The organism is Lactiplantibacillus sp. 7.2.4 (assembly GCF_018991185.1).
In the GTDB taxonomy this organism is placed as follows: Bacteria; Bacillota; Bacilli; order Lactobacillales; family Lactobacillaceae; genus Lactiplantibacillus; species Lactiplantibacillus pentosus.
Genome location: NZ_JAGYGS010000071.1, coordinates 1 through 14,868, shown reverse-complemented (window position 1 = coordinate 14,868; position 14,868 = coordinate 1). Strand labels below are relative to the sequence as shown.

The following is a 14,868-nucleotide window of genomic DNA, read 5'->3' as shown; positions in this document are numbered from 1 at the left end:
ACTACTACGGCCCACAGCGGACTTGCACCGCCTAGTTATCACCCATGCCGGGCGCACTCAAAAAAGCGGACCTGCCAAACACTGAATAATGGTGTTTGGCAGGTCCGCTATTATTTGTTTTGATTAAAGTTGTTCGTCGATTGCTTTGACGGTTGCCAAGAACCACTTGTTGAACGCTGCTGCGTCGATATCAACACAGACGTTGGCGTTGGTCTTGCCATCGTGGTAAGCCCCGCGAATATCGCCGACGGTCTCACCATTGGCCGGACCATCCGTCTGAACATCGATCCACATGGCTTCGGTCGTAAAGGCTTCTGGATGGAGTAGGTAGAAGAGCGTGTTAACGTCATGCATGGCCACGCCGGTCTGGTTGCGATCGTTATAGTGGCCGAAGAGGGCGTGTAACATCTCGCCGGTCTTGCCGAATGCTGGCAGTTGTTCGATGGATTCGCGAGTCAAGAGTGCTTTCATCGTGACGTCCAAACCAACCATCGTGATGGGAACGCCGGATTGATACATGATTTCAGCGGCATGGGGGTCGGTGAAAACATTGAATTCAGCGGCACTGGTCATATTGCCCTTTCCGAGTGCGCCACCCATTGCGACGATTTCCTTGATGTGAGGTAACACTTCAGGGTAGGTCTTGAAGAGTAGTGCGATATTGGTATACGCACCAGTTGGCACCAACGTAATGGGTTGCTCGGCGGCCATGATGTAATCACGTAAAGCTTCAACAGCCGTTTCAGGTAATGGGTCGGCTAAGTCAGTTGGAAAGTCATAGCCCGGCATGCCGGAAACACCATGAATACGGACGGCGTCTTCAAATGGTTTGATGAGTGGCTGAGGTGCGCCACCCGCGACGGGAACGTCACTGTTGAAGAAGCGCGTGAGTTTCAGCGCATTGAGCGTCGTTTTATCGACGGTCACGTTACCGGCGACCGTTGTAATTAATTGTAAGTCCAAGTCAGGATGATTTAATGCAATCGTGATCGCAGCGGCATCATCAATACCAGGATCAGTGTCCATGATAATCTTTGTTGACATGTTCATTCCTCCAATTAAATAGACGTGCTTGAAATTAGTTCTATTTTAGCATACTACGGCCAATGAATTCGATTGCAATTACATGGGGTTTGACGTAGCATGACAGTAAATACAGTTAACGATGGAGGAACGGATTATGAGTCAACCACGGGTTATCTTAATTACAGGGGCGTCTTCAGGGATCGGTAAGGCCACCGTATTAAAGTTACAAGCACAGGGCAACATTGTGTACGGTGCGGCCCGGCGAATCGAGAAAATGACGGATTTAGCCGCTGCTGGCGTGCACGTTTTAAAAGTCGATGTGACGGATGAAGCCACGTTGATTGCGGCTGTCAAAACGATTCAAGTCGAACAGGGCCGCATTGATGTGCTGATCAATAATGCCGGTTATGGGTCATACGGCGCGTTGGAAGACGTGCCGGTCACAGAAGGTGAGTACCAGTTCAAGGTGAACGTCTTTGGTGTGATGCGCTTGACCCAACTCGTCTTGCCATTAATGCGTGCGCAACACCGTGGCCGCATCATCAACGTCTCTTCGATTGGTGGTAAGATCTACCAGCCGCTGAGTGCATGGTACATGGGGACCAAGCATGCCATTGAAGGGATGAGCGACTCATTGCGGATGGAAGTTGCACCATTCGGGATTGACGTGGTCATCATTGAACCGGGTGGCATTAAGACTGAGTGGGCTGGCATCGCCGAAAAGAAACTGTTGGCGGTATCTGGTGAGACGGCTTATCGCGACCAGGCCATCAAGGTCGGTGCGATGCTCTCGTTGTTCGACCAGTTCGCCTCTAATCCAGGAGTGATTGCGAAACTGATGGTGCGTGCGGTCAATGATGTCAAACCTAAGACGCGGTATCACGCTGGAGTGGGTGCTAGTTTGTCATTAACCGGCCGCCGCTGGTTGAGTGATCGCCAGTTTGATCGCATGATGACTTCGGCCGTCAACGGTGCGGCCAAGCTATCCAAAGTGACACGCCGCAAAGACCGTCGCGCAGGTAGCCGTCATTATCAACATGGCAATTCAACGAACGAAACCAATTAAGACGTCTGGAACCTCGTTTCACCAAGAACGGTGAGACGGGGCTTTTTTCGTTCTCCGCTACAGTTTGGTCATCACTGCCGTTAGTGTCGTCGTAGCCGTCGTCATGGTCGGGTCGTCGACTGGATGGTAGGTGACCTGCAAGTCCGGGTAGGCCTCAATTAGTGGCACCAGCTGTTGCCATTGTGTGAGATTGTCTTGCTCATCATCCGGTAGCTGCCAATCATTTTGACGCCAGGTCAAGTAACGCTGCTCGCTGATGATGGTCGCCACGATTTCAGTAGTCGTATGCACGTGGACGGGTAAGTCATGACGTTTGAGTGTCGTCAGGGCTTCAATCAGTGCACTTAACGTCAACTGGGTTTCGGTATGGCCGTAACCAGCGTCGTTCAGTGCTTTTTGGTGATCTGCATAGCGCAAGATGACGACCCAAGCCGCGGGAGTTGTCGCGGTGATGGGGGTTGCTTGATGCATCGTACTGGCCAAATAGAGATGAATCGTTGTCATGGAGGTCCTCCTCGTAATCGTAATGGGGTGTTAGAAACATGGTTCATTTAATAAATACGGTAATTCGCTGGATTTCCGTTAAAAAAGTCCAAATTAATGCATTGTGGTAGTTAGTCTTACTGTTCGTCTGCCGGTGATCGTCCTAATCCGACTTCCGGGGCCGGCTGACAATTGCTGGAACGTAAGCCGACATCGATTTGAACTCACGCAGAAGACCACTGCGCAATTTCAAATACGAGTCTTATTCTAAGCCGGAAGTAACCCACTTCCAGCTAAGAATAATTTGGCTACTGAGCATTGTCAGCCAGCCCCTCCAGTGGGGAAGCCGCTCGAATGGCGGATGAACGGTCACCTAACTTGGTGCAACTGACCATTGAATATTTAGGTGTTTGGTTTTTCAGGCAAACCTTTAATTGGTATCGGTGATGCTTTATGGTATTTGAGTACTGAGGGGATTATCTAAATATTACTCACTCATCTCTATGCCACTAATTTCAATGGCAACTAGTCTTGAATTTAGTCGATAAAATGGCCTGCACTCAGAATTCAAGACTTGTTTATTCCAGACAAATAGAGAAGATTCTGACCAGTTCAGTGAAATTACTTGTCTGACAGCATGAATATAGAGCTTTAGCTATCATTAAAGACTAGTCTGACAGTTGAAAGTCAAAGTGACCGTGTACCAATGAACCAACGACCAATCCAACAAAAAGTTGGGCCCGCGCATGTCTGCCTTTCGAATACCATCCCGACTGGAAGGTATTCTGGGCAAGGCCAAGTGGTGAAATTTCACTTAGCAAGCGTTTTTGGCTTGGTTAGTGAAAGACCAGTATTTAAGACGTGGGCTTCGGCTTAAATCTGCGTCCACCACGTTCCGGCCATTGCTCAGAATGCCTGGAAGCCGGCCTAGGACGCAGCTAACACTGAAAATTTATACTAACTCGCGCTGTTTCCAGCGGTCCTCAGCTGGCTGCTTTTGAATTTAAGAACAATATGTCTCAATCAACCTTATATGAAACCACAAAAGTTACAATTAATTGCGATTTTGGGTGCGTATTACTATGATTTTGGACGGAGTATGCTACGATTAAATACATAGATAATCAGGAAGTTATCATGATTAAAGCTGGGCACTGGGAGGTACTTATGCAGACATTAATACAGACATTTATGGATCGGCGGAGTGATTTACTCACTGCGTTGTGGCAACACTTGGGGATTTCTTTGGCCGCGCTAGTCATTGCAATGGTGATTGCGATTCCGTTGGCCATTTGGGTCGTTCGCCGACCACGGTGGGCCGAGGGGTTGTTGCAACTGACCAGTGTTTTGCAGACCATTCCGTCGTTGGCACTCTTGGGATTGCTGATTCCGCTAGTCGGTATTGGCACGGTGCCCGCGGTGATTGCGCTAGTGATTTACGCGTTGTTACCAATTTTTCAAAATACTTATTTAGGGATCTCAGAAATCGACGCGTCAATTGAAGAGGCGGCCGATGCGTTTGGAATGTCGCGGATGCGCAAGTTGTTCAAAGTAGAACTGCCAATTGCCTTGCCGCAAATCATTGCCGGGATTCGGACCGCCCTGGTGCTCATTATCGGGACGGCAACGTTAGCGGCTTTGATTGGCGCAGGGGGTCTAGGGACGTTTATCATGCTTGGGATTGACCGTAATGATACGTCGTTGCTGTTGATTGGGGCCATTTCGTCAGCGCTATTGGCGATTCTGTTGAGTGCACTCGTGCGCTGGTTCCAGACGGCCAAACCCCGCCATGCGCTGATTGTGTTCGTGGGTATTTTGGCGTTACTCGGTGGTGGTGGCGCGTACAGCGTTTACGCCAATCGAGTTGAAACAATTACAATTGCAGGTAAACTCGGTTCGGAGCCTGACATCTTGATCAATATGTACAAACAGTTGATTGAGGCTGAAGACGACCACATCCACGTGACCTTGAAACCGAACTTTGGTAAGACGACCTTCTTATTTAGCGCTCTGAAGAATAACCAGATCGACATCTATCCAGAATTCACCGGGTCCGTCTTGGAAACTTTGGTGAAGGGTAATAATCCGGCCAGTCAAACGGCTAATCAGACTTATCAGTTAGCCAAAAAGCGGCTAGCTAAGCAGGAACAGATGACTTACTTGAAGCCGATGCAGTACAACAATACGTACGCCCTGGCCGTCACTAAGAAGTTCCAACAAGAACACCATTTGAAGACCATCAGCGATTTAACACAAGTCGAATCAATCCTCAAACCAGGGATGACACTTGAATTCATTGACCGCGATGATGGCTTGAAGGGAATCAAGAAGACGTATGGCTTGGACGTCACGGCCAAATCGATGGAACCGGCGTTGCGCTATGAAGCGATTAGCAAGGGGAAGATCAATCTGGTGGACGCCTACGCAACGGATAGCGAATTACGACAATATAACTTGGCGCTGCTGAAGGATGATAAGCACTTCTTCCCGACGTATCAGGGAGCGCCACTCATGAAGACCAGCTTTGCTAACAAGCACCCGAAAGTCGTTCAAGCATTGGATAAGTTAGCTGGCAAGATTTCTGAAACCGATATGCAAGAGATGAACTATGAAGTCAACGTCAAAAAGAAATCGGCTTCCACAGTCGCACACAACTATCTCGTCAAACACGGCTTGTTAAAGGAGGGACGCTAATGACAACGGCAATTGAATTTCAGCACGTCCAAAAAGACTTTAACGGGCAAACCGTGATTCCAGACTTGAATCTAACGGTCGATCAGGGTGAACTGTTCGTCCTAGTGGGCACTTCCGGCAGTGGTAAGACGACGTCGCTTAAAATGATCAATCGTTTGGAACCCTTAACGGCCGGAAAAATCCTGGTCAACGGGGCCGACACCACCACGGTACCGGTACGCGATTTACGGTGGCAGATGGGGTACGTTTTGCAACAAATCGCCCTATTTCCAACCATGACGGTGGCACAAAACATCGCGGTGATTCCCGAAATGAAGGGGACGGCGAAGAAGACCATCAATCAAACGATTGACGAGTTATTGACGGAAGTCGGCCTGGACCCCCAAGAATACCGCGACCGGATGCCATCAGAATTATCTGGTGGTGAACAACAGCGAATCGGTATTTTGCGGGCAATCGCAGCGCAACCCGATATTGTGTTGATGGATGAACCGTTCAGTGCGCTGGACCCAATTTCGCGGCAACAATTACAAGATCTAGTCCTGGGACTACATGCGCGCTATCATAATACAATCGTCTTTGTGACCCATGATATGAACGAGGCGCTCAAATTAGGCGACCGCATTGGGGTCATGCAACATGGACAGCTCGTCCAAGTCGACACACCAACGGCACTGGCCCAACATCCGGTCAATGACTTCGTGCGGGACTTCTTCGGTGCGAGTCGTGCGAAAAACGTGTATGACGTTTACGTGGGCCGCGTCGGGCTCGTCCAAGGCTATCTCAAAACTGCGCCGGACGTGGCGGATGGCCGTATTCAGTCACTAGATATTCAGGCGACGCTGCGGACGGCCTTTACCGCCTTGACCGACCATGATTACTTGGCGGTCACGGAAGATGATCACGTGGTGGGTTACCTGGACCGACAACGGGTCGTCGCTTATCTGAGTCAGCATGAAGAAGTGTCTTAGTCGTCAACTAGCCCGGATTGCTTTAGACTAGGGGCTAGCTTAGTGAACAATAATTTGATCATGAGAATTTAAGAGTCAATTGAGGAGGTCTCAGTAATGACAGAACAGTATGATGTCGTTGTACTTGGTGGTGGCCCGGCTGGTAACGCGATGGCAAGCGGCTTACAGGCGCAAGGTAAGTCGGTGCTGATCGTTGAAGCTGATTTATGGGGTGGCACTTGTCCGAACCGCGGGTGTGACCCGAAAAAGATCTTGTTGAGCGCCGTTGAAGCCCAACAGGCAGCCCAACATCTCCAGCATCAAGGCTTAACGGGAACACCGACGATTGATTGGCCGGCCCTGATGGCGCATAAACGAGGCTATACCGATGGCATTAATGATGGCACGCTCAAGGGGCTGCAGCACCAAGGCATCGCGACTTTACATGGCCAGGCCCATTTTCAAAATGATGGCCAGTTAGCAGTCGGTGACCAAGTCGTAAGTGCGACGGATTACGTGATTGCGACCGGACAGCGCCCAGCGATTTTGCCGATTACCGGGCAGGAATATTTCAAGACTAGTACGGACTTTTTAGACTTAGATGAGATGCCTAAGCGCGTGGCCTTCGTGGGTGGTGGCTATGTTGGCTTCGAACTGGCAGCAATTGCGAATGCTGCCGGCGCCGATGTCCACGTGATTCATCATAATGACCGGCCACTCAAAGCCTTCGATGCGGACCTCGTCCAAGATTTGATGGCGGCCATGACTGCGGACGGTGTTACTTTTGACTTGAACACGGACCTCCAAGCCATCGAACAGACCGACGCCGGCCTACGATTGACGGCACCTGACTTTGAGCTGACGACGGACCTCGTGATTAGTTCGGCGGGCCGGATTCCGAATGCGGACCAGTTAGGACTTGAAAACGTCGGTGTCACGTTTAACCGTCACGGGATTCAAGTGAACGATCGACTACAGACGGCTAATCCGCATATTTACGCGATTGGTGACGTGAGCGATACGCCCGTGCCTAAGTTAACGCCAGTAGCGGGTTACGAAGCGCGCTACTTGGTTCAGCAACTGACCCATCCGGGAGCGGCAATCACGTATCCCGTCATCCCGACCCAAGTCTTTGCGGCACCCAAGCTGGCACAAGTGGGCCTTAGTGCGACGGATGCGGCTGACCAGCCGGATAAATATCGCGTGAATACGCTGGATATGACCAAATGGTTCTCTTATTACCGCTTTGGCGCACAACAAGCACAGGCCAAGGTCATTATTGATCAGGCTAGCGGGCAAGTCGTCGGTGCGACACTGTTGAGTGATGTCGCGGATGAAATGATCAATTACCTGACGTTACTGATTGAAAAACACGTCACGTTAGCCCAATTACAGCAACTCGTATTAGCCTACCCAACACCAGCCAGTGACCTGCAGTATCTGTACTAGCTAGCGAGAACTGGCAACTGGTTGAAACACGGTCATGAAACGTGATTGAAATGGGCTAGTTCTTAAGTTCAAAAGCGGCCAGCTGAAAGCCGCTGGAAATAGTGCGGTTTTGCGTAAACTTGCAGTAATAGATTCGTTCTATTCCGGCTTCCAGGCATTCTGGGCAATGGCCGTGACGTGGTGGACACAGATTTAAGCCGAAAACCACGTCTTAAATACTGGTCTTCCACTAACCAAGCACAAAACGCTTGCTAAGTGGAATTTCACCACTTGGCCTTGCCCAGAATACCTTCCAGCCGGGATTGTATTCGAAAGGCGGACATGTGCGGACTCAACTTTTTATTGAATTAGTCGTTGGTTCTTAGCCCACGGTCATTTTGATATTCAACTGTCAGACTGTTTTTAACAATAACTCAATTTTTTTACCCTTAAGACATCTGACAAACAACTACACTAAAATTGCTTGTCATAATTTTCTTCAGTTGACTAAGATAACAAAATTTTGAGTTTTAAACGAAGACCGTATTATCAATTAATTTCAAGATCAGTGTCCGTTGAAATTAGCAGCATTGAGATGATAATCTTCTCAGTACTTGAACAAAAAAAGTATCATCAATTCCGATTAAGCCTGTGCCTGAAGAATCTGTCACCAATATTCAGTGGTCAATTGCGCCAAGATAGGTGGTCGTTCATCCGCCATTCGAGCGGGTTCCCGACTGTAGGGGCTGGCTGACAATGCTCAAGGGCGAAATTCTTCTAGCCCGGGTGGTCTTCCCGGGCTAGAAGAAGACTCGTATTTGAAATTGCGCAGTGGGTTTCTGCGTGAGTTCAAATCGATGTCCGCCCTGTTCCAGCGTTGTCAGCCAGTCCCGGAGGTCGGACTAAGGCGCGCACCGGCAGACGAACAAGAATCCACTAACTGGCCCGTTTCAATTATATTTAATGCTAAATGACGTCTATTGAACATTCAAAACGTTGTGACAAGAACTAATCCTTCCTGTCACAACGTTTTTTTGCACTATTTTCAAAATCAGCCTGTGAGATCCGCCTCAGAATGAGCGGTGCGCCGCGAAGTTAAGGGAGTCTAGCTGCTAGTAAACGGCTGCCAATTTTCATTTTAACCGGTGCTTGTGATTGTAAGCCTAACCGTTATTTTTCATGCAGAACCGCTTGGCGACAGGATTAAACGTTAGTAAATTAATTATTTTATGAAACCAAAAGCCGCGACTTAATTGCGTTGATGCCTGGTGTGTCGGGATTGAGATGTGTCATAGTAAGAAATAGTTTTAAAGTGAATTCAATTGTGCAAAATTTAATTTATGCAAATCTATTCACAAATCGTCCACGACATGTTATGATTCAATCATCAATTATGACAGCGTTTACATTTAGCCGTTATTACTAAGGAGTGACACACAATGACCGACAAGTACATTATGGCGATTGACGAAGGGACGACGAGTACCCGCGCCATTATCTTCGACCACGCAGGCCATAAAGTGGCTGACTCGCAACGGGAGTTTCCACAGTATTTCCCACAACCGGGTTGGGTCGAACATAATGCGAATGAAATTTGGAACGCAGTTCTGTCTACCATTGCGAATGCCTTTATTGAATCTGGAATCAAGCCGGCTCAGATCAGCGGTATCGGAATTACGAATCAGCGTGAAACGACGATCGTCTGGGACAAAAAGACGGGCTTGCCGATTCACAACGCCATCGTTTGGCAATCACGGCAAACGGCGCCAATTGCTGAACAACTCGTGAAGGATGGTCATGGCGACCTGATTCACAAGCATACGGGCTTAGTGACCGATGCCTATTTCTCAGCTACGAAGATTCGTTGGATTTTGGACCACGTCAAGGGTGCGCAAGAACGGGCTGAAAAGGGTGAATTGCTCTTTGGCACGATTGATACTTGGTTGGTGTGGAAGCTGACGGGTGGCGCGACGCACGTTACGGATTACTCCAATGCCAGTCGGACGATGCTTTATAATATCCACAAATTAGAGTGGGATTCGGAGATTTTGCAATTATTAAATATTCCAGCCGCAATGCTGCCGGAGGTCCGGACGAATTCAGAAATTTACGGCAAGACTAAGGACTACCATTTCTTCGGCTCGGAAGTTCCAATCAGCGGTATGGCAGGTGATCAGCAAGCTGCACTGTTCGGACAACTGGCATTCGAACCAGGGACCGTCAAGAATACGTATGGTACCGGGGCGTTTATCGTGATGAACACCGGGGAACAGCCGCAATTGTCAGATAATAACTTGTTAACGACGATTGGCTACGGGATCAATGGCAAGGTTTACTACGCGTTAGAAGGGTCGATTTTCGTTGCTGGTTCAGCCATTCAGTGGTTACGAGATGGCATTCGATTAGTCGAGAGCGCTCCGGATTCAGAACGGGCCGCACGTGAATCACATAACGAAAATGAAGTGTACGTCGTGCCGGCCTTTACCGGGCTCGGCGCACCATACTGGGATTCGGAAGCCCGCGGGTCGGTGTTTGGACTGACGCGGGGGACGACGCGTGAAGACTTTATCAAAGCGACCTTACAAGCCCTGGCATACCAGACGCGTGACGTGATCGAAACGATGAAGAAGGACTCGGGTATCGAAATTCCAGTGCTAAAAGTCGATGGTGGCGCTGCTCGTAATGATTGGCTGATGCAATTCCAAGCAGATATCCTAGATACGCAGATCATGCGTGCCGCTAACCTGGAAACGACCGCGCTCGGGGCAGCATTCTTAGCTGGTCTAAGCGTTGGCTACTGGAAAGATTTGGACGAGTTGAAAGCATCCTACAAGCCGGGGACAAGTTTTAAACCGGAAATGGGTGCAGCAGAACGAACGAACTTATACGACGGATGGCAGGCAGCGGTCAAGGCGACCCAAGTCTTCAAGCACATCCCTTATCACGCAGCGAAATAGAGGAGGACAACAACATGGCATTTTCAGCAACGACGCGTCAACAAAATATTGAGCGCTTACAAAATGAAATGTTAGATCTATTAGTAATCGGTGGTGGTATCACCGGTGCCGGAGTCGCTATTCAAGCAACGGCCATGAACATGAAGACCGGTCTGATCGACATGCAGGACTTCGCTGAAGGAACGTCGTCACGGTCGACCAAGCTCGTCCACGGTGGGATTCGTTATCTGAAGACTTTTGATGTGGGCGTTGTCGCCGATACGGTCAAGGAACGGGCAGTCGTTCAGGGTATCGCACCCCACATTCCTAAGCCCGACCCAATGTTACTCCCCATCTATAACGAGACGGGTGCGACCTTTGACCTCTTTTCCGTCAAAGTGGCGATGGATCTCTATGACAAGTTAGCGGAAGTTAAAGATCCAAAATTCACCAACTACACGCTTTCTAAGGAAGAAGTCTTACAACGCGAGCCCCAACTGAGTCCGAAAAACTTAGTCGGTGGTGGCGTCTACCTTGACTTCCGAAACAACGATGCCCGTTTGGTAATTGAAAACATCAAGAAGGCTCATGAAAATGGCGGTATCATGGCCAGTCATGTCAAGGCCACTGGGTTATTACATGACGATGACGGCCATATCAACGGGATTACCGCTGAAGACTTGTTTACTGGCGAAACCTTTGAAATTCATGCCCGGGTCGTCATCAACACGACTGGCCCTTGGTCCGACACGATTCGGAAGATGGACCATGGTGAAACTTATCAATCACAGATGCGCCCAACTAAAGGGGTCCACTTGGTAGTCGATGCTGAAAAACTGCCGGTGCCACAACCAACCTACTTTGATTCAGGCGACCAAGATGGCCGGATGATTTTCGTGGTACCACGTGAGAACAAGACCTACTTCGGGACGACCGATACTGATTATCACGGTGACTTGGAACATCCAACGGTGACCCAAGAAGATGTTGATTACCTGCTTGAAATCGTGAACCGGCGCTACCCAACGGCGAAGATTACCTTAGATGATATTGAAGCAAGCTGGGCTGGGTTACGGCCATTGATTGCCGCTAACGGGAGTTCGGACTACAACGGTGGTAATTCTGGCAAAATCAGCGACAAGAGTTTCCAAGAAGTCATCAAAGTGGTCGACCAATTTGAAAATCAAGAAGCGAGCCGCGAAGATGTTGAAAGCGTGCTGAATGATCTCGAAAGTTCGCTGGCTGAAGACAAGTTAAGTCCATCGGCGGTATCACGGGGTAGTTCATTAACTAGTAGTCCGGATGGCCTGTTAACGTTGGCTGGTGGTAAGATTACCGATTACCGTAAAATGGCCGCGGGTGCCATGGCGTTGGTTGCCAAAATTCTGGCGGACAAGTTTGATGCCCACTTTAACGAAATCAATTCTAAGAATCTCCCGGTCTCTGGTGGCGATATTGATCCGCACAACGTTGATGCGACGATTGCCTTTTACGCAAAACAGGGGACGGATAACGGATTGACCAATGATGAAGCGCTACGGATTGCGAATATGTATGGCTCCAATGCGGCTCGGGTCTTCAGTCTGATTGGTAAAGTCGAACCGACACACGGGTTGAGCTTAGCCGAAACGATTAGCCTGCGCTACGCTTTGGATGAAGAAATGACGTTGACACCGGTTGATTATCTACTTCGGCGTACGAACCACTTACTCTTCATGCGTGACACGCTGGATGACCTGAAAGACGGTGTCATTGCGACGATGGCTGACTATCTCGGCTGGGATGCCGCAACGACGAAGGAACAAACGGATCGTTTGAACCAAACGATTGCTGAATCGGACTTAACGGCACTCAAGCAGGGCTAAAGAATGGGGTGGTCATGATGAAAGATCCATTAGCATTACAATTATTGGGGGAATTTCTCGGGACCTTTATCTTGATTCTATTAGGTGATGGGGTCGTTGCTGGGGTAACCCTCAACAAATCTAAAGCGCAAAATGCGGGCTGGGTCGCGATTACCTTAGGCTGGGGTTTTGCCGTCACGATGGGCGTCTATGCGTCCAGCTTCATGAGCCCGGCACACTTGAATCCCGCCGTCTCATTAGGTATGGCGGTTGCGGGCAAGTTCCCATGGGCATACGTTCTGCCATATAGTGCCGCTCAAATTGCCGGTGGGATCGTCGGTGGCCTGGCAGTCTGGCTGCACTACTATCCACATTGGCAAGCCACAAAGGACGCCGGCGCCATTCTCGGAATCTTCTCGACTGGCCCTGGTATTCGGCAGTATTTCTGGAACTTCATCAGTGAAGTGATTGGAACCTTTGTCCTAGTCTTCGGTTTGTTAGCCTTCACGAAAGGCCAGTTCACCGCGGGCTTGAATCCAATCGTCGTCGGGATTCTGATCATTGCGATTGGGTTGTCACTCGGTGGGACGACCGGGTACGCCATCAATCCAGCACGGGACTTGGGGCCACGGATTGCGCATGCCGTCTTACCAATCGCGAATAAAGGCACTTCTGATTGGGCCTACAGTTGGGTGCCGATTGCTGGACCACTGGTTGGTGGTGCGTTAGGTGCACTGTTGTTTAATGTATTGCCATAATTTTAGGACTGATTTGATATAAACCGTGATTACTGTTGGAATTAGCAACGGTAATCACGGTTTTATTTGTGGGTAACGATTGAAATGGTTAAAATATGTCAATTCTTAAAATCAAAACAGCCAGCTGAGGCCCGCTGGAAACAGTGCAGGATTGTGTAAAATTGCAGTGGGAGAGGCAGCCTATACCGGCTGACAGGCATTTCTGACAGTGGTGGGCACAGAGTTAAGCCGATAGCCCGCGTCTTAAATACTGGCATTCCATGCTAGCTGCAGTAGGGATGAAACGTGTTCGGGTCAGACTGGGACTTCCGGTTAGGCCCATCTTCTGTGGGCAATTAAAGGAATCAATTCAATTAAGGTGGTACTATTATTCCAGTAGTGGACTTCATGATTTGGGCGATTCTGGCCGTGATGATGCAAATACGGCGTGGTTACTGGAACCCCAATTCAAATTCTTGAGAAGTGGTATGGGATGAATAAAATAAAGTTACATTTGAAAGATCTACAAGAATACAAGGCGGTTTACGAATGGTGTACGTTTTATGTGGGAATAGAAGAGGCCTATTTTAGTAAAGAAATTTTAACTGAATTTGCCATTGAATTAATGCAGAAGGGTGAAGATAGCGAATTAATAAGTGCTTTGGCATGGGGAATAGCCGAAGAAGACTTTACCGGCATTATGGCGAGCATCAAACAAGAGCATCGTCAATTTTTAGAGCAAGGAACAGATTCCTGGGAAGCCGAGTATCGAAAATTGAGATATGTTTATCTGAAAAAAGTAGAAGAAGCTACTAGTAAAAATGAGTTACTAGATGCAATCGCGCAATTTTATGATAATTTTGGTTATCCGGAAGATATGTCTGGATTTATAAATTATATGCCACAAGATTTACCAACTTCTTCTGCTGAGTTGTTAAATAGATTTAACTGCTTTTTGGCGGCTGAAAGAAGATTTACACTTATCACTTATTGACGTCTATGAATATAGCAATTGGGACGTCCAACAAGGCAGTTGATGTTTACGTGTACCGTGTTGTTTGGAAACGAAAACGGTTCAATAATTAGGAGAAGACTTGCGATGGCAAAAGTCACAAAGAAGTTTTACTACAATGATGAACTGGAAACGACGGCGTTTTATACCGAAACTTGGCGGCTGGAGAAGACGCAGGTGAAAGATATCTCGGACTTGCTCGTCTGGCACCACTACTGGATAGATTCGGATGGGGAACTTTGGAGTGACTTTGATGACCCGATGGAAAATCCTAAAGCCGATTTTGAGGCGTATCGAGCCAAGAAGAGTTATCTGAAACCTGAACAAATCAAACAATTTCGTCAGCATGCCGGCTTAACGGTTCAGGCGTTGGCCTTTTATTTAGGTATGGGGTCATCAACGTTATCTCAATTGGAGAACAATGATCGCGTGCAAACCAAAGAACAGGATAGTTTGTTGAAAGGGGTTATTGACTATTTTCAGTTGAATAGCAGGTTGCCCTAACACTATCTGCCCACGAATACCTGGGCACTTCTGACTCAAAATGGCAAACTGTCAATTATGCTTGGTAGTATAAACGTATTTTATTGCCGTGTATGAAACAGATGAGTGATTTTATGGGGCTTGCATTTAAACTTTAAATCCGGCTTTCTTTTAAGTTTTTACCGACTGATAATTCTGGGCATGTAGAA

General features: G+C 48.4%; 11 protein-coding genes. 9 read left to right on the top strand and 2 right to left on the bottom strand.

Features of this window, described 5'->3' with window-relative positions:
* Window positions 1–123: 123 nt before the first annotated feature.
* Window positions 124–1,044 (bottom strand): ribonucleoside hydrolase RihC, encoded by a 921-nt coding sequence (rihC, locus tag KGF70_RS14885; RefSeq protein WP_021338160.1) that lies wholly within the window; start codon window positions 1,042–1,044, stop codon window positions 124–126.
* Between the two features lie 136 nt (window positions 1,045–1,180).
* On the opposite strand from rihC, the gene KGF70_RS14880 reads away from it, so the two are divergent.
* Window positions 1,181–2,092 carry an oxidoreductase gene (locus KGF70_RS14880; protein WP_216769308.1) on the top strand — a complete coding sequence of 304 codons (912 nt, stop codon included), beginning with the start codon at window positions 1,181–1,183 and terminating at the stop codon, window positions 2,090–2,092.
* Between the two features lie 57 nt (window positions 2,093–2,149).
* Here the strand turns inward: KGF70_RS14880 and KGF70_RS14875 are convergent, their stop codons facing one another.
* Entirely contained in the window at window positions 2,150–2,596 is a 447-nt protein-coding gene (locus KGF70_RS14875) for a ribonuclease H (protein ID WP_050337794.1), read from the bottom strand.
* A gap of 1,146 nt (window positions 2,597–3,742) precedes the next feature.
* Here KGF70_RS14875 and KGF70_RS14870 point away from each other — a divergent pair.
* From KGF70_RS14870 to KGF70_RS14835, 8 genes are all read left to right on the top strand, one after another.
* A complete protein-coding gene (locus tag KGF70_RS14870; RefSeq protein ID WP_088770140.1) occupies window positions 3,743–5,269 on the top strand; it encodes an ABC transporter permease/substrate-binding protein in 1,527 nt (508 codons plus the stop codon).
* Window positions 5,269–6,240: an ABC transporter ATP-binding protein gene (locus KGF70_RS14865; protein ID WP_021338157.1), complete on the top strand. Its 972-nt coding sequence runs from the start codon at window positions 5,269–5,271 to the stop codon at window positions 6,238–6,240. The genes KGF70_RS14870 and KGF70_RS14865 overlap by 1 nt, the downstream gene beginning before the upstream one ends.
* A gap of 96 nt (window positions 6,241–6,336) precedes the next feature.
* The gene (locus KGF70_RS14860; RefSeq protein WP_216769307.1) at window positions 6,337–7,668 is read left to right on the top strand and encodes an NAD(P)/FAD-dependent oxidoreductase; all 1,332 of its coding nucleotides are present in this window, start codon (window positions 6,337–6,339) and stop codon (window positions 7,666–7,668) included.
* Between the two features lie 1,418 nt (window positions 7,669–9,086).
* The gene (glpK, locus tag KGF70_RS14855) at window positions 9,087–10,604 is read left to right on the top strand and encodes a glycerol kinase GlpK (RefSeq protein ID WP_088770138.1); all 1,518 of its coding nucleotides are present in this window, start codon (window positions 9,087–9,089) and stop codon (window positions 10,602–10,604) included.
* Between the two features lie 14 nt (window positions 10,605–10,618).
* Complete coding sequence (glpO, locus tag KGF70_RS14850) at window positions 10,619–12,448, top strand: type 1 glycerol-3-phosphate oxidase (RefSeq protein ID WP_216769306.1); 1,830 nt, start codon at window positions 10,619–10,621, stop codon at window positions 12,446–12,448.
* A gap of 14 nt (window positions 12,449–12,462) precedes the next feature.
* Window positions 12,463–13,185, top strand: coding sequence for an MIP/aquaporin family protein (locus KGF70_RS14845; protein ID WP_081484832.1), 723 nt, complete (start codon window positions 12,463–12,465; stop codon window positions 13,183–13,185).
* Between the two features lie 472 nt (window positions 13,186–13,657).
* Window positions 13,658–14,158: a DUF2247 family protein gene (locus tag KGF70_RS14840; RefSeq protein WP_050337787.1), complete on the top strand. Its 501-nt coding sequence runs from the start codon at window positions 13,658–13,660 to the stop codon at window positions 14,156–14,158.
* A 105-nt stretch (window positions 14,159–14,263) separates the two neighbouring features.
* Window positions 14,264–14,680 (top strand): DNA-binding transcriptional regulator, encoded by a 417-nt coding sequence (locus KGF70_RS14835; protein ID WP_216769305.1) that lies wholly within the window; start codon window positions 14,264–14,266, stop codon window positions 14,678–14,680.
* The last annotated feature ends 188 nt before the right edge of the window (window positions 14,681–14,868 follow it).